This is a genomic window from Halorubrum sp. SD683, assembly GCF_002135045.1.
Taxonomy (GTDB): Archaea; Halobacteriota; Halobacteria; order Halobacteriales; family Haloferacaceae; genus Halorubrum; species Halorubrum ezzemoulense.
This window is the reverse complement of record NZ_NEWJ01000006.1, coordinates 51,173-66,445: the sequence shown is the minus strand read 5'-3', so window position 1 is coordinate 66,445 and position 15,273 is coordinate 51,173. Positions and strand designations below refer to the sequence as shown.

The 15,273-nt window shown below is 71.2% G+C and carries 14 protein-coding genes and 1 pseudogene; 4 read left to right on the top strand and 11 right to left on the bottom strand.

Going from position 1 to position 15,273, the window contains the following annotated elements; genetic code table 11:
• From B9G49_RS03665 to B9G49_RS03645, 5 genes and pseudogenes are all read right to left on the bottom strand, one after another.
• A pseudogene (locus B9G49_RS03665) lies at positions 1-315 on the bottom strand (N-acetylglucosamine-1-phosphate uridyltransferase); the annotation flags it as partial.
• A 488-nt stretch (positions 316-803) separates the two neighbouring features.
• A complete protein-coding gene (locus tag B9G49_RS03660) occupies positions 804-1,502 on the bottom strand; it encodes a molybdopterin-binding protein (RefSeq protein ID WP_049931647.1) in 699 nt (232 codons plus the stop codon).
• A 78-nt stretch (positions 1,503-1,580) separates the two neighbouring features.
• Positions 1,581-2,363: a DUF5803 family protein gene (locus B9G49_RS03655; protein WP_086215454.1), complete on the bottom strand. Its 783-nt coding sequence runs from the start codon at positions 2,361-2,363 to the stop codon at positions 1,581-1,583.
• Between the two features lie 11 nt (positions 2,364-2,374).
• Positions 2,375-3,070: a DUF2110 family protein gene (locus tag B9G49_RS03650; RefSeq protein ID WP_086215453.1), complete on the bottom strand. Its 696-nt coding sequence runs from the start codon at positions 3,068-3,070 to the stop codon at positions 2,375-2,377.
• Positions 3,070-3,594 (bottom strand): transcription factor, encoded by a 525-nt coding sequence (locus tag B9G49_RS03645; protein ID WP_049931644.1) that lies wholly within the window; start codon positions 3,592-3,594, stop codon positions 3,070-3,072. Before B9G49_RS03645 ends, B9G49_RS03650 begins: the two co-directional genes overlap by 1 nt.
• A 150-nt stretch (positions 3,595-3,744) precedes the next feature.
• Here B9G49_RS03645 and B9G49_RS03640 point away from each other — a divergent pair, with 150 nt between their 5' ends.
• On the top strand, positions 3,745-4,710 hold the full coding sequence (locus B9G49_RS03640; RefSeq protein WP_086215452.1) for a hypothetical protein: 966 nt from the start codon (positions 3,745-3,747) through the stop codon (positions 4,708-4,710).
• Positions 4,711-4,737: 27 nt separating this feature from the next.
• Here the strand turns inward: B9G49_RS03640 and B9G49_RS03635 are convergent, their stop codons facing one another.
• Positions 4,738-6,243 carry a PAS domain-containing protein gene (locus B9G49_RS03635; protein ID WP_086215451.1) on the bottom strand — a complete coding sequence of 502 codons (1,506 nt, stop codon included), beginning with the start codon at positions 6,241-6,243 and terminating at the stop codon, positions 4,738-4,740.
• A 73-nt stretch (positions 6,244-6,316) separates the two neighbouring features.
• On the opposite strand from B9G49_RS03635, the gene B9G49_RS03630 reads away from it, so the two are divergent.
• Positions 6,317-7,795: an ATPase domain-containing protein gene (locus B9G49_RS03630; RefSeq protein ID WP_086215450.1), complete on the top strand. Its 1,479-nt coding sequence runs from the start codon at positions 6,317-6,319 to the stop codon at positions 7,793-7,795.
• Positions 7,796-7,800: 5 nt separating this feature from the next.
• On the opposite strand, the gene B9G49_RS03625 is transcribed toward B9G49_RS03630, so the two are convergent.
• The gene (locus tag B9G49_RS03625; protein ID WP_049931708.1) at positions 7,801-8,451 is read right to left on the bottom strand and encodes a tRNA (cytidine(56)-2'-O)-methyltransferase; all 651 of its coding nucleotides are present in this window, start codon (positions 8,449-8,451) and stop codon (positions 7,801-7,803) included.
• A gap of 168 nt (positions 8,452-8,619) precedes the next feature.
• On the opposite strand from B9G49_RS03625, the gene B9G49_RS03620 reads away from it, so the two are divergent.
• Together B9G49_RS03620 and B9G49_RS03615 are read left to right on the top strand one after the other, a co-directional pair.
• A complete protein-coding gene (locus B9G49_RS03620) occupies positions 8,620-9,681 on the top strand; it encodes a phosphoribosylaminoimidazolesuccinocarboxamide synthase (protein WP_086215449.1) in 1,062 nt (353 codons plus the stop codon).
• A 106-nt stretch (positions 9,682-9,787) separates the two neighbouring features.
• Entirely contained in the window at positions 9,788-10,492 is a 705-nt protein-coding gene (locus B9G49_RS03615) for a DUF47 domain-containing protein (RefSeq protein WP_086215448.1), read from the top strand.
• Positions 10,493-10,501: 9 nt separating this feature from the next.
• Here the strand turns inward: B9G49_RS03615 and B9G49_RS03610 are convergent, their stop codons facing one another.
• The 4 genes from B9G49_RS03610 to B9G49_RS03595 all read right to left on the bottom strand — a co-directional run bounded on the left by B9G49_RS03610 (position 10,502) and on the right by B9G49_RS03595 (position 15,272).
• Positions 10,502-13,222, bottom strand: coding sequence for an AAA domain-containing protein (locus tag B9G49_RS03610; RefSeq protein ID WP_086215447.1), 2,721 nt, complete (start codon positions 13,220-13,222; stop codon positions 10,502-10,504).
• A 74-nt stretch (positions 13,223-13,296) separates the two neighbouring features.
• The gene (locus B9G49_RS03605) at positions 13,297-14,118 is read right to left on the bottom strand and encodes a fumarylacetoacetate hydrolase family protein (protein ID WP_086215446.1); all 822 of its coding nucleotides are present in this window, start codon (positions 14,116-14,118) and stop codon (positions 13,297-13,299) included.
• A gap of 21 nt (positions 14,119-14,139) precedes the next feature.
• Positions 14,140-14,487 (bottom strand): cupin domain-containing protein, encoded by a 348-nt coding sequence (locus B9G49_RS03600; protein ID WP_086215445.1) that lies wholly within the window; start codon positions 14,485-14,487, stop codon positions 14,140-14,142.
• Positions 14,484-15,272, bottom strand: a complete 789-nt coding sequence (locus B9G49_RS03595; RefSeq protein WP_086215444.1) for an SDR family oxidoreductase — start codon at positions 15,270-15,272, stop codon at positions 14,484-14,486. Before B9G49_RS03595 ends, B9G49_RS03600 begins: the two co-directional genes overlap by 4 nt.
• Position 15,273: the final 1 nt, after the last annotated feature.

The following is a 15,273-nucleotide window of genomic DNA, read 5'->3' as shown; positions in this document are numbered from 1 at the left end:
CGCCCGGACGACCGCCGCGGTGGGCGCCGCGGTCGTCGCCGTCGACGCCGGCGGCTCGCCGTCGAACGGGTCGACGACGCGGGCCGGGTCGAAGCCCGCCCCGCGGACGACCGACTCGCCCATTGGGTCCGCGGCTACGGAGACGGCGGCGTCGGGTTCCACCGCGGCCAGTCGCTCCAGCATCCGCCGCGCCCGGTCCGGCGCCCGCGGCTCCGCGCCGCGCTCGACCGCCTCGGTCACCTTCCCGTCGGTCCCCTTCAGTCCGACGCGGCCGCCCATCCCGGCGACCGGGTTCACCGCGATCCCCACGTGCATGACAAATAGTTCGCCGCGCCGGCCCCTTAAGCGAGACGCGTCCGGGTCGGAGCGCGCGGGCGCCCGGAACCGTCGGTCGGACCGGCACATAAAGGCCCTCAACACCGGGACACGGCACTCAACACGTGTCCGCTCGTAGTTGTCACCGCCGGTGGAACGAGCCCGCCATCGGTAACCTGCTCGTCTCATCGGGACTGGATCCCTCCCGCGGTAGCTGCCACACGCCCACGTCTCCCGGTCCCGTTTTCGTACCCCTGCCGCGGTGCTCGTCCGTCGGTCTGCCCCCTCTCGTCCGAGAATCAATACTTAAGGCGCCCCCAGAACAACGCCGAGATATGATCCTCGAAGCCGCCGTGACGGAGCCGCTGCCGATCAGCGCGACCGCAGGCGCGATCCTGCTCGCGAGCCTCGCCCTCGTCGTCGTGTGGATCGCGTACCTCTACCGGTAGCCCCGCCTCGGCCGCCGACCGTCTGCCCTCCCTACACGCTCAGGCGGACCGCTCCTCGACCGCGTCGGTCCGCTCGCGGATCCACGCCGCCGCGCGCTCGGCCTCTGCCTCGCTCTCGGCCGTGATCTTCACGGTCACGACCTCGCCCGGATACGAGCCGACCCGCACGTCGAACCGCTCGCGCAGCGACGCGAACCGGTCGAGCAGCTCGCTCTCCGGCTCGTCGACGTCGACCGTGAGCACGTGGGTCGGCGTCCCCGCGAACTCGTCTTCGACCAGATCGAACATCGCTTTCATCTCGTCCGGGACTCCCGGAAGGACGTAGACGGACTCGACGACGGCGCCCGGCGCCACCCCGGCCTCGTTCGGCAGCGGTCGGCAGTCGGCCGGGAGGTGCGTCGTCTCGGCGGCGAGGTCGTCGCCGCTGTACCCGCGGTCGGCGAGCCACGCGGTCGCCTCCGCGTTCGCTTCGAGGCCGCGCCCGAACGCGGCCGCGACCGCCTCCATCGTCACGTCGTCGTGCGTCGGCCCGAGCCCGCCGGTGACAATCACCGCGTCGTACTCGGCGTGGTACTCGTTGACGACGCGCGCGATCTCGGCGACCTCGTCCGGGACGACGGTCACCCGCCGGACCGCGACGCCCCGGGCGTCGAGGCGGTCGCAGAGCCAGGTGGCGTTCGTGTTCTCGGTGTCGCCGACGAGGAGCTCGTCCCCGACGGTGACGACGGCGGCGTTCATACCAGTCTCAAGCGGCGCGTGGTAGAAAAGGACCGCGGCGCGGGCTGACGCCCCGACGACGGCGGCCGGTCGCGCCCGTTATAGCAGGCCGTCATCGTCGTCGTCGTCCTCGTAGACGCCCAGTCCGAGGTCGCGGCGGCGCTGGCGGAGCGCCTCCAGCTGTCGCCGGAAGTAGAGCGTCCCGGCGACCGCGGCGACCGCGCCGATGACGAGGATAACGCCGAACACCACGAGGTCGCCCTCGCGGTACGACTGGACGACAATCGAGCCGCTCGTCACCTCCTCCCAGACGATCCGGTCGCGGTCGCCGACCGTCTCAACCGCGTGATCGCGCGGCGACACGTGGCCGACGATCGGCACCTCCGTGCTGAACTGCGGCGGCAGCGTCACCGCGTACGACCCCTCGACGTACGCGCGCATGCTGAACCGTCGCGGGGACCCGGCACCGGCGAAGGCCGCCTTCCCGCCGCTCATGTCGTCGGCGAAGCGGATCCAGGTCTCGTCGGTCGTGCGCTCGATCTCGCCGCCGCGGGCGCGGAACTCGCTGCCCGTGATCACTTCCCCGTCGGGGTACTGGTAGCGGAACGCCTCGAACTCCAGCGGCTGGTCGCCGGCGTACGGCGTCTGCCGGTACAGCCGGATCTCCTCCCGGTCGTCGACCGCGTACACGACGGTGTACCTGGCGTCCGTGGTGAGGTTGAACGCGGCGTCGCGGTCCGTGTCGAAGTCGTACCCGTGCGGCGGCTCGGCGTCGAGCGTCTCGTTCGTCACCTCGCCGCCGCCGGTCGCGTAGCCGAGACAGCCGGCGCTGACCGCGAGGAGAGCGATCGCCGCCACCGCGAGCGCGAAGCGTCTGTTCACGTGTGATCAGGTTAGACGACGCAGCGCATCTCGGCCGGGAGGTACGAGCCGATGGCGGCGAGCAGTCCCGGCGGGTCGGTCCCTTCCGCGCAGACGATGCTCTGTTCGAGGAGTCCCAACCGCTCGACGGTGACGATGTCCTGCGCGTGGCCCGCGCGGTTCACCGTCGCCCGCGTCTCGCCGCGGGTCGCCGAGTTGACGTTCACCCGGCCGTCGCCGCGCTGCCAGTCGTACAGCCGGTCGCGCTCGCCGTCGGCGAGCCGGCTCTGGTCCGCGTCCGGGTCGCCCGGATCGCCGCCGTAGACGAACCGCACCGGGAGGTGCTGGACGAGCCCGAACCGCTCGACGACCTGCTCCGGCGAGCCGACGCCGAGCCCCAGCTCGTCGGCGGGGACGAACACGTCGACGCCGGCGTCGAGGGTGATACCCACGTCGTCCCACGATTCGAGGGTTCCGACGTACGTCTCGCCCGCTTCGAGGCCGCCGTCGTGGGCGACGACCTCGCCCCACGTCTCCCCGAGGACGTTGCGCGCGACCGGGGCGTCCTCCCCGGTCACGTCCACTTGGACGAACTCGTCGTCCCGAACGCCCACCTGCCAGTCGACGTCGAGTTCGCCGACGTCGTTGGCGACGAGCGAGTCCATGCCGTCGAGCGCGCGGTCGCGGGCGTCGCCCTCGACGTAGCACTTGGTTGCGAGGACGACCATCAGGCGGTCACGTCCGCGTTGAGCTCGTCGCGCAGCTCCTCGATGCGCCGGTCCATGGCCTCGCGGAGCCGGTCGTTCTCCATCGCCTCCAGCGGCGAGCCGCACTCGGGGCACTCGAAGCCGAAGTCCATCGCCTCGCCGAACTCGAAGCGGATCGAACACACCTCACAGAGGTAGAACTCGTGGGTGCGCTCGTACTCCTCGCGCTCCTCTAGGGCCTCGAGCAGTCGGTACATCTCTTCCTGGAGGTTCTCCGGGATGTTGTCGTAGTGGAACGTCCACAGGTACGTGAGCCAGCCGGAGTCCTCGTCGCGGACGCGGCGGTACGTCGCCAGGTCGTTCTCGTACAGGATGAACAGCGCGCGCCGCACGTCGTTGAGCTCCAAGCCGAGCTCCTCGGCCAGCTCCTCGTCGGTGACCTCGCCGTCGGGCGGCGCGGCCGCGACCGGCATCCCCGTCGGCCCCACCAGCTCGTGGAGGTACTTCTGGATGACGGGGTCGTTCAGTAGATCCTCAAAAGCCATTACGGGAAACTGGTGGTGGAATCCGGTTAAAACCTCCGAAAGGCGCGGTCGCGACGCGTCCCGCCCGCCCGAAAAGCGGGCCCTGCGCCGCCCCCGCCGGACCCGCGGGTCCGGCAGAGCTTTACGCGCCGTGACTCACACTCACCCCGTATGGCAGACTCGGTCGACGGACGGGGGCGACGCGCCCTCGGCGCCCTGGCGCTCCTCGCGGTCCCGGTCGTGCTGGCGGCGGTCCCGCTGGTTCCGCTCGCCGCGCTGCTCGGCCCCGGCGGGCTCGGGACCGTCCCGCTCGGCGCGCCGGGCGGGCTGCTCGCGGCCGTCGTCGTCGGCCCCGCGCTCTCCGCGCTCCTCGGTCCCGCGCTCGTCGACAGGCGGATCGCGCGGCTCCCCCGTGCCGACCTAGACGACCGCCGCGCGGACTTCGTCGCCGACCGCGTCGAACACCTCGCGGGCGAGGTCGGCGTCGACGCGCCGCCGGTGACCACGGTCCGCGCCGACGCCGCGAACGTCGCCGTCACGGACGGTTACCGCGGGGCGCGACTGGTGGTCTCCACGCGGCTGCTCGCCCTGCCGAAGGCGGACCGCGACGCGGCGTTGCGCCACGCGCTCGTCCGGCTCCGGACGCGGCGGGCGCTCCTCACCACCGCGACGCTGCCGGCGCTGGCGGCCGTCGAGACCGCGGCGCTGCTCGCGACGCTGCTCGTGGGACGCCGCGGCGACCGGACCGCCGCCGACCGGCGCGTCAACCGGATCCACGGGTACGAGCCGGACCGCGAGCGCATCCCGTCGTGGGCGTACGCGGCCGCCGGCGTCCTGTGTTGGCTGTTGCTCCTCCCGGCGTGGGTCCCCGCGACGGTCGGCGATCGGCTCTCCGTCGCCGGCGGGCGGCGGGCCGCGGACGCGCTGGTCGCCCGGGTCGGAAGCGAGGAGCGCGAGGGGCTCGCCAACGCGGTCGCGTTCGCCGGTGACGCCGCGGGCGCCGGCGACTGGCCCCCGCTCCTCGACCGGCTCTCCTTCGTCTCCATGGCCGACGCCGAGACGGGGCGGGTTCGCGGGACGAGCCGGCAGGAGGCCCGGACGCGGCTCGCGCGGCTCCGCTCGAAGCGGACACTGTAGGGGAAGCGGCTCGGTGTATCGGCCGACTCAGGGCCGCACCGGGACTTCCAGGCGGACCGTCGTCCCCTCACCGTCGGTGTCGATGTCGAACTCGCCGCCCGCCTTGGCGACGACCCAGTACATGAGCCATATGCCGAGCCGGTCCGCGTGGGTCAGCGAGGTCTCGCCAGCCTCCAGCACCTGCGTCTCGTGGTCCGGGATCCCCGGGCCGTCGTCCTCGACTTCGATCGCGATCCACTCCGGCGGACGGCGCTCGACGCGCACCTCGACCGACGGCGTCGCCGCGTCGTTGTGCTTCACCGCGTTCTCGGCCGCCTCGGAGACGGCGACGGGCAGGCCCACGGCGGTCGTCTCTATCGGTCCGTCGTCGGGTAGCGATATGGTCACCGACGCGTCCGGGTAGCGGCTGCGGAGCCGGTCTCGGAGCTCGACCAGTTCGTCTCGGAGGTTGATCGGGGCGTCGAGCCCGGGCGGTGAGACCGTCTCGTCGACGGTCTGGACGGCGCCCGCGATCCCGGTGAGGTCCGAGGCCGTCTCGGCGATGACGTCCAGCGACCGACGCCGCGACTCTTCGTCGGGGTCGTCGCGGAGGAGGTCCGCGTACCCCTCGATGAGGTTCATCTTGTTCCGGAGGTTGTGGTTGAGCACTCGGGCCATCACCTCCAGCCGCCGCTCGCGGATCTTCCGCTCGGTGATGTCGGCTTGGAATCCGACGTAGCTCGTCACGTTCCCCTCCTTGTCGCGCAGCGGCGCGATGGAGAGCCGGTTCCAGAACTTCTGGCCGTTCGCCCGATAATTGAGGATGTCGACCTCGACCGGTCGGTCCTCGTCGAGGGCCCGCCGTATCCGCGCCCGGGACTCCTCGCCGGTGTCGGGGCCCTGAAGGAACCGACAGTCCTCGCCGAGGATCTCGTCGCCGTAGCCGGTCAGCTCCTCGAACTCTCGGTTGTGGTACACGAGCGGGCTGTCGTCGCCGTCGGTCGCCCGCGCGAGGGTGATCCCGACGGGCGCCTCGTCCATCGCCCGCTCTTTGCGCCGCAGGTCCGCGACGGTCCGCCGGAACCGGAGCGACGTCCGCCGCCGCTCGGTCAAGTTCGAGACGCGCGTCACGAGCGCCCGGCGTCCGACCGGGAGTTCGATGACGTCGTCGACGCGCTCCCACGCGGCGTGGCCGAGCCCCGCCCGCGACCCTTCGCTCACCAGCAGTACGAACGGGAGGAACGCGGGCTCGGCGCGCTCGCGTCGAGCGTCGATCGCGTCCGCGGCGGCCTCGAAGGCGCCGGCGTCGAGGAGACAGCAGTCGAACTCGCCGTTCAGCGCGTCCGGCGACTCGGCGGTCCGAACGGCGTACCGGTCGGACAGCGCGTCGGACAGGAGCCCGCGGTCGCGGTCGGCGTCCATCAGGAGGAGGACCGTCGCGCGGTCGCCGTCGCGGGCCCGGGAGAGAGCGGGGCCGGCGTCGTCCCCGGCGGGGCGGTCCGGGGGCCCGCCGCCGTCATCGCCCCCGGACTCCGCGTCCGACTTCGAATCCATCTCGTCGTATCTGAGTCGGGGAGCCACTAAGAACTACCCCATATATATCACGGTCGGGGGCGAGTACCACGGTATGACAACGTCGCTATCCGAGCGGGCGTCGACCGGCGTCGACGGCCTCGACGAAGTGCTGTCGGGCGGGCTCGTCCCCACGCGGAGCTACATGGTCCGCGGACAGGCCGGGAGCGGGAAGACCATTCTGGGGTTCCACTTCCTCCAGCGGGGCGTGGACGAGGGGGAGACGGCGCTCTTCGTCAACCTCGAAGAGGACCTCCGCGACCTGAAGGCGAACGCTGACGCGCTCGGCTTCGACACCGATTCGATCGAGTTCCTTGACCTGAGCCCGGGCGCGGACGCGTTCGTCGAGGACGAGTCGTACGAGGTGTTCGCGCCCTCGGAGGTCGAGCGAGAGCCGCTGACCGAGCGGATCGTCGAGGGCGTGACGGCGGTCGACCCCGACCGGGTGGTGGTCGACCCGCTGACGCAGCTCCGGTTCCTCCTCTCGGACGACTACCAGTTCCGCAAGCAGGTGGTCGGATTCATGCGGTTCCTGAAAGACAGGGGGGCGACCGTGCTGTTCACCGTCCAGAACACGCGGTCGCTCCCGACAGACGACCTCGAGTTCATCACGGACGGGACGGTCCGGCTCGACGCGGGGGCGTACGGCAAGACGGTCAGCGTCCCCAAGTTCCGGGGGTCGTCGACGCAGAGCGGGGACCACGCCTACCGGATCACCGACGCGGGAATGGAGGTGTTTCCCGCGCTCCAGCCCGGCACGCGGGACGAGGAGCTGGCGTTCGAGCAGGTCTCGTCGGGGATCCCCGAGGTCGACGAGCTGCTCCACGGCGGGATCGAGCGCGGCACCGTCACCATCGTGAGCGGCCCGACCGGCGTGGGGAAGACAACGCTCAGCACCCAGTTCATGAAGGAGGCCGCGGGCCGCGGGGAACGCTCCGTGATCTACCTGTTCGAGGAGAACCGGGAGACGTTCCTCGCCCGGTCGCGCGCGGTCAACATTCCCGTCGACGAGATGCTGGCGAAGGGGACGCTTCAGGTGACGGAGGTGGAGGCGTTAGAGCGGTCGCCACAGGAGTTCGCCCGCATGGTCCGCGACGAGGTCGAGGAGGAGGGGGCCGACATCGTCATGATCGACGGCATCTCCGGGTATCGGCTGACCCTGCGCGGCGAGAAAGAGCAGATGCTCCAGCAGATGCACGCGCTCGGCCGCTATCTCAAGAACGCGGGCGTCACCGGCCTCTTCATCGACGAGACGCGGAACGTCACGGGGGAGTTCCGCGCGACGATGGAGAACATCAGCTACCTCGCCGACAACATCCTCTTCCTCCGGCACCTAGAGGTCGGCGGCGAGCTCCGCAAGGCAATCGGCGTGTTGAAAAAGCGGACGAGCGACTTCGAGCGGACGATCCGCGAGTTCAAGATCACGGAGCACGGGGTCACCGTCGGCGAGCCGATGTCGGGGCTCCGCGGCATCCTGAGCGGGACTCCGGAGGTCGTCGAGCGAGACGCCGAGCGCGGCGACGCGGGAGAGTAGCCGGGTCAGTCGCGGCGCTCGGACGCTCGGTCGTTCCCGGGGCTGTCGTCTCCAGCCTCGTCGTCCCCGGCGCTGTCGGTTTCGGTCCCTGCGTCGATCACCGTCTTCCCGGTCGCCTCCGGGACGACGCGCCGGTCGGCGTCGGCCCACTCGCGGCCGAGTTCCGCCCCGTCGAACAGGCGGTCGAGGAAGACGGCGAGCCCCGCGACCTCCGAGTGCGGCTGGTTCGTCACGCCCACGTTGAAGTCGGCGCGCTCGTACAGCGCCCACGGCACCTTCTCGCCGCCGACGACGACGAGGAGGTCGCGCGGCGGTGACGCCTCCTCGGGCGCTTCTGGTTCGTCGAGCCCGACCGCCTCCCGGACGGCCGTCTCCACGTCTTGGACGCGCTCGCCGTACATCGTGAGGTGGACCACGACCCCGTCGAACTCCCGGACGATCGCCTTCTGGTCGTCGCGCAGTTCGACGGCGAACGGCCCGCCGAACCGGCCGGTGATGTCGCGGACCGTCTCCGCCGACTGGCCCGCGTTGTCGGGGAAGATCACCCGGTCGGCCCCGAGCGCCCGCGCCGTGAGCCCGACGTGCGTCGTCATGCGGTCGTCGCGCCCCGGCCGGTGGCCGTACCGGAGGACGACGACCTCGCGCGCATCGTTCATGCCCCGGACTGGGGGGCGGATCCCGGTGTCGCTTTCGATGCGAGCGCGCGGGCGCCGGTCCACATCGCGACCGAGATACCGCACATGTGTGGATCAAACCTCGGAAAACATGTCCGAGGTACGCACGTAACTGAAAGGTTCATGTGGGAGGCGGTCGCGGTGTGAGTCATGACGAGCGTCAAGGAGTTCCGCGTCGACGAGCCGGCGACCGCCGACGGACTCGGCCGAGGTCGGTTCGCCTTCACCGACGCCTACTCGGTGTTCGACTGGGGACAGATGCCCGACGCGATCCCCCACAAGGGGGCGAGCCTCTGCGCGATGGGCGCGTTCAACTTCGAACTACTGGAGGACGCGGGCGTCCCGACCCACTACCGCGGGGTCGTGGACCCGGGTACCGTCGCGGACGACGGGACCGAGCCCGACCCCGTCCCCCTCGCCGAGGCGACCGCGCCGCCCACCGAGATGGCCATCGACCTGACGCAGGTGCCCGACCTGTCGTACGAGGGGCCCCACGCCGGCTACGACTACGAGGCATTCCACGCCGCGGGCGGGGGGAACTACCTCGTCCCGCTGGAGGTCGTCTTCCGCAACCGGGTCCCCGTCGGGTCCAGCCTGCGGAAGCGCGCCGAGCCCGCCGACCTCGGGCTCGACGACCTCGCCGACGGCGACTGGCCCGCCGAGCCGGTCGACCTCCCGGAGCCGGTCGTGGAGTTCTCGACGAAGTACGAGCAGCAGGACCGCTATCTCACCCGGGCGGAGGCCGACGAGATCGCGGGCGCCGCCGCCGTCGACGCCCTCGAATCGCTCGCGCGCGACGTGAACCGCGTCGTCACCGAGCGCGCCGAGGCGACCGGGTTCGTCCACGAGGACGGCAAGATCGAGTGCCTCTACGTCGACGGCGAACTCCGGGTCGCCGACGTGGTCGGCACTTTCGACGAGAACCGGTTCTCGTACGGCGGCCGCGGGATCTCGAAGGAGGTCGTCCGCCAGTGGTACAAGGCGAACGACCCCGACTGGGTCGCGGCCGTCGGCGAGGCGAAGGACGCGGTCGCCGACCGCGACATCGACGACTGGCGCGAGCTCTGCGACCCGGACCCCGACCCGCTCCCGCCGGCGGTCGTGGACGCGGTCTCGGACCTGTACGCGGCCGGCGCGAACGCGTACACCGACCGCGAGTGGTTCGACGCCCCGGAGGTCGAGGCGGCGCTCGACGCCGCCGCCGAGCTGTAGGACGCGGGTCCGCGGCACCGCCGATCCGCGGCGTGCGACCGCCTGACCCTCACGATCGACGACACGCGAGGGAACCTCTTTACCGCCGACGCGCGTGGGTTCGCACATGTCCACCGACGCCGACTTCGGGGAACGGCTCGAGACCCAAACGGTCGCGTACCTCGACCAGATCGACGACTGCGTCGCCCTCCTCCCGCGGGCGCTCGACGAGTACGCGAGCGAGGGCGCGTCCCGAGACACGGTCGACGAGATAGCCGCCGTCGAGAGCGAGTGCGACGACCTCGTCCGCGGGCTCACCGGGCTCATCACCGACGCCGGGCCGGACGACATCGGCCTGCTGAACACCCGGATCAACTTCAACGAGTCCGCGCTGCTCGACTTCTACAACGAGCTGGACGTGGTCGCGAACCACACCGAGCGGATCGTCCAGGAGGTTGCCATGATGCGCCCGGCCGCGGGCGTCGAGCCGTTCGCCGACATGCGCGAGATGGCCGCCCGGATCGCCGAGATGACCGAAGTCCTCGCCGAGGTCGTCGAGGGGTTCGTCAGGGGGCTCGCGCGCGCCGACGCCACCGAGACGCTCGCCGAGGGGATCGAGTCGATCCGCGCCCTCGAGAGCGAGTGCGACGAGCTGCGCAACGACGCCATCGAGACCGCGTTCGCCGACGACGCGATCGAGGAGCCGCTCGTCTACCGCGAGCTCGCGATCCTGTTGGACGAGCTCGCGAACACGATCGAGGACCTCACCGACCGGATCGTCGTGATCGCGAGCAAGGAGCCGGGGATCGTCACCGACGCGGACGAGTCGTAGGGTCGCTCCTCACCTCCGCGCCCAGTCGAGCATCCGGGCGTAGAAGGGGTCCGTGGCGAGGGCGTCGGCGTCGCCCACCAGCGTCAACTGCTTTTTCGCCCTGGTGAGCGCGACGTTCATCCGCCGGTGGTCCTCGAATATCGGCCCGTCGAGGTCGCCGGTCGCGACGAGCGAGACGAGTATCACCTCTTTCGAGGAGCCTTGGAAGCGGTCGACGGTGTCGACCGTCACGTCGGTCCGGCGGCCGATCTCCGCGACCTGCGCCCGGAAGGGGGCGATCACGCCGATGTCGTCGGGGTCGACGCCGGCGGCGACGTAGGCGTCGGCGATCGCGGCGACGCGCTCCGCCTCGCGGACGTTCCGGTTCCCGTCGCGCTTGCCGTCCGGGTCGACGAACCCGACGCCGCCGGTCAGGTCGGGCGCGAGCGCGTCGGGGTCGACGCCGAGGTCCGCGAGCGTCTGCCCGGCCACCTCGGGGGTCGCGGGGCGGAGCGCGCCGTCGTAGAACTCCGCGGAGGCGAACGCCTGGATCCGCTGGCTCATCCGGTACTGCCGGTCGAGCATCACGCTCGCGTCGGGGTACGTCTCGATGAGCCGCTGGAAGAGCGAGGTCCGGAGGTCGTTCTCCGCGCGGACGACCGGCGGGAGCTGCTCGTGGTCGCCGACGAGGACGAACCGGTCGGCGAGGTTGACGGCGGCGTGGGTCCCGGGCTCGGTGAGCTGGGAGGCCTCGTCGACGAGAGCCACGTCGAACTCGCACTCGCGCATGACGCGGGAACCGCAGGCCGCCGTCGTCGCGGCGACGACCGGCGCGTCCCGCAACTCGGCGGCCTTCGCGTTCGGCTCGCCGCGCTGGACGAGCCGCACGTCCCGCATGTCCTCGCGGACGCCGGTCTCGGTTCCCACTCGAAGCACGTCGTCGAACCCCTGGTCGCGGAGCGCCTCCAGCGCGTTGTCGACCGCGCGGTTCGTGAACGCGGAGAGCAGCACCCGGTTCCCCTCCGCGACCAGCGCGCGGATCGTCCGGGCGATTGTGTACGTCTTCCCCGTCCCCGGCGGGCCGTGGATCAGCGCGCAGTCCTCGGCGTCGACCGCGAGTTCGACCGCCTCGTTCTGCGCCGCGTTGTTGTCGATGTAGGCGTCGGGCGCGTCCGGGTCGTCGGCTCCGGGGCTGCCCGGTGGGCGCTCGGCCGGGTCCCGGAACGACGGGTCCCGCCGGCCGAATATCACGTCCTTGCGGTCGGGATCGCCCTTCAGGACGGCGTCGTGGAGCGCGGTCAGCGAGCGGTCGACGGAGATCTCGGAGGGGTAGACGTCGAGCCGCCGCAGCTCCACCGACTCGTCCGTCTCGACGACGACCTCGTCGCTCCCGAGGGCTGTGATCCGGCCCAGTTCCGCGTGGCCGGCGACGGGGTCGCCGTCGCTCGCGAGCGCCACGTCGCCCTCGCGGAGCTTCGAGACGGCGTCGCTCGGCTTCTTCGCGCGAAGCTCCCACCGGGCGTCGTCGATCTCCGTCTGCGCGACCGGCTCCAAGCCGATCAGCGCGCGGTCGTCGGCCGCGCGCTCTTCGGGCGTCTGCTCCCACAGCTTCCGGTACTCCGCGTGAGTCTCGCGGCGCTCCTCTTCGAGGGCGACGTAGAACCGGTCGAAGTAGTCGCGCTCCTCCTCGGGCACCGGCGTCCCGATCTGGCCCGCCTTCGACTCCTGGTCGAGCCGGCCGGAGACGACCATACAGGCGTCCTGCTCGAAGCAGTAGCTGCAGGTCGCGTCGGCCTCGTACCCCGTCGGCACCGCGGGGCGCTCGCCGGCCTCGTTGAGCGCGCGCCACTCGGCGGCCGCGAGGGCGTTTCGCTCGCGGACGACGAACTCCAGGAACCCCCGGCCGACGGTGAACTCCTTGGCCGGCGCGAGGTCGCCCGACTCCTCGTTGCGGTCCAAGGCCGTGTTCTTCGTGTACAGCAGCGTCCCGATGTCCGGGTCGACGCCGCGCTCGTCGAGCATGAGCGCGTAGCAGGCCGCCTGTACCTTGTCGTGGAACCGCGGCTCCCGCTTGGTGTTCTTCCCCGTTTTCAGTTCGACCGGCGTGCCGCGCCGGAGCGCGTCCGCGCGCCCCTTCAGCCCGAACGTGGGCGAGATGAGGGAGAACTCCGAGCGCCACGTGTCCTCGTCGGCGAGCGTCCCCTGCGCGAGCCACCCCTCGACCGCGGCGGCGTTGCGCCGCACCTCGTCTTCCACCTCCGCGGTCTCGTAGCCGAGGAGGCCGAGTTCGAGGCCCGCCTCGGCCACGCGCTCCGCGACCGACTCGTCGAGGTCCATCCCGCGGAGCAGGTCGCCGAACACCTCGTGGACGATGGTCCCCTTGACGACGGGGTAGTTGAGCGGAATCCCCGACAGTTTGTTTAGGTAGTACATCCGCGGGCACTGGACCCACGACCGGATGCCGGTCACGTCGACGAGGAAGTCGGGTTCGAGGACGACCCACGACTCGTCGGTCGTCGCGTACCCCGTCTCCCCGCGGTACTCGTCCTCTTCGGGGTCGGTGACGAGCAGTTCCATCCCCGGCTCCGCGTGTTCGGCGACCTCTGTCCACTTCCCCCACAGCGTCACGTCGACCGGGTCGCCCGCGCCGCGGTCGGGCCGGACCCGCACCTCGCGGAGGTCGCGCTCGCCGTACGACGTCGACACCGTCCGCGCCTCCCCGACGGAGACGATCGGCCCCCGAACGTTCACGTCCCCGCTCGGCGGCGCCGTCGAAAAACGCTGTCGGTGAGCCGGGATCGCGTCCGCGTCGGGTCGGCGCTCGCCTACCGGGTCACCGGCGCGTCGGCGGAGCCGACCGACTCGACGACCGCCCGCACCTCGTCGCCGGGGGCGATCGGCGCCGCGCCGGGCGTCCCCGTGCTGAACAGGTCCCCCGGTTCCAGCGTCATCACGTCGGAGTGGAAGGAGACGATCTCCGCCGGCGGGAACAGCATGTTTCGGATCTCGTTTTCGGCCCGCACCTCCCCGTTGACCTCGGTGCGCACCGAGAGCCCGTCGAGGTCGATCGGCCCCTCCAGCACCGCGATCGCGGCGCCGGGCACGAGGAACGTGTCGTAGCTCTTTGCCCGGGTGAGGAACCGGGGATTCTGCTGGAGCACGTCCTCCGCGGTCATGTCGATCACGGGCAGAAAGCCGGCGATCACGTCGCTCACCTCGCCCTCGTCGACGCCCCGGCACGTCCGGCCCATCACGACGGCCAGCTCCGCCTCGGCGGTCACCCGTTCGCTCTGCGACCGCGGCGGCAGGCGGATCGGGCCGTCCGGCCCGGTCAGGGCCGACGACGGTTTCATGAAGCTCGCCGGCTCCGTCGGGCGCTCCTCGTCGAGATCGCCGGCGTGTTCCGCGTAGTTCAGGCCGATCCCCCACAGCTTCCCGAACGACGCCAGCGGCGCGCCGAACGACAGGTCGGCCGCCGGGACGGGGTCGGCCGTCGCGCTGGCGACGCTGCCGAGCGTCCCCGCGGCAGCTCGGGGGAGCGCGTCGCGGACCGTCTCGAGGTCGGGCTCGACGGCGCCGAGGGGGACGTACCCCTCCTCGCCGCCGAGCAGGGGGTCGCCGGTCGCCGTCCGTGCGAGGTACTTCATCGCGCGGTCGCCCCGCTCATCTCACTCCTCGCGGTCGGTCCAGAAGTCGAACGAGCGTCCGGGCGCGAACACGTCGAGACCGACGGCGAGCTTGTCGCCCGTGTTCTCGACGCGGTGGGGCTCGTTGGGCGCTAAGAGGACGGAGTCGTTCTTCTGAAGCGTCACCTCGTCGTCCTCGGTCGCGACGGTCAGCTCGCCCTCCAGACAGAGGCACACCTGCTCGTTCTCGTGGTCGTGCATCGGCGAGCTGTGGCCCGGCGGCTTCTCGAACCACTCGAAGGAGAACCGGTCGCTGCCCGCCATCGACACGCGCCGCCAGCCCTCCTCCGGCTCGTACGTCTCCGCCTCGTCGAACGCAACCGGCTTCATAGGTTCGCTCCGGTGGAGCCGCCGTCGATCGGGAGCGCGGTACCGTTGACGTAGCCGGACTTCGGCGACGAGAGGAACGCGACCGTGTTGCCGAGCTCCATCGGGTCGCCGATGCGTTCGAGGGGGTTCCCCGCCCAGTCGTCGAGCCCCTCCTCGTAGGAGTCGTACTCGCCCCGCTCGACGGCGGCCTCGACGAGGTCCCGGATCCGGCTCGTCTCGTGGGGGCCCGGCAGGACCGCGTTCGCGCGCACCTCCGGAGCGAACTCCTTCGAGAGGGTCTTCTCCAGCCCGATGACGCCCATCCGGACCGCGTTCGACAGCACGAGGCTGTCGATGGCCTCCTTCACGCTGCGGGAGGTGATGTTCACGATGGTGCCGCCGTCGCCCTCCCTGAGGTGGGGATACGACTCCCGCGCCAGCCGGACGACACTCATCACGAGCAGGTCGTAGGCATGCTGCCAGTCCTCGTCGTCGGTGTCGAGGAACGAGCCGGAAGGAGGGCCGCCGGCGCTCGTCACGAGGTGGTCGACAGTGCCGAACTCGTCGACGGTCGCCTCCACGAGCGCTGTGACCTCGGCGGCGTCCGTCAGGTCGGCCGGCTGTGCGACGACCTCGCCGGTCGCGACCGCCTCGATCTCCTCTTTCGCGGCCGCCAGTCGCTCCTCGTCGCGGCCGTTGATGACGACGTCGACGCCCTCCCGCGCCAGCGCCTTCGCCGATGCCTTGCCGAGCCCGCTGGACGATGCGGTGACGAGCGCCGCGTTCCCGTCGATCTGTAGGTCCATG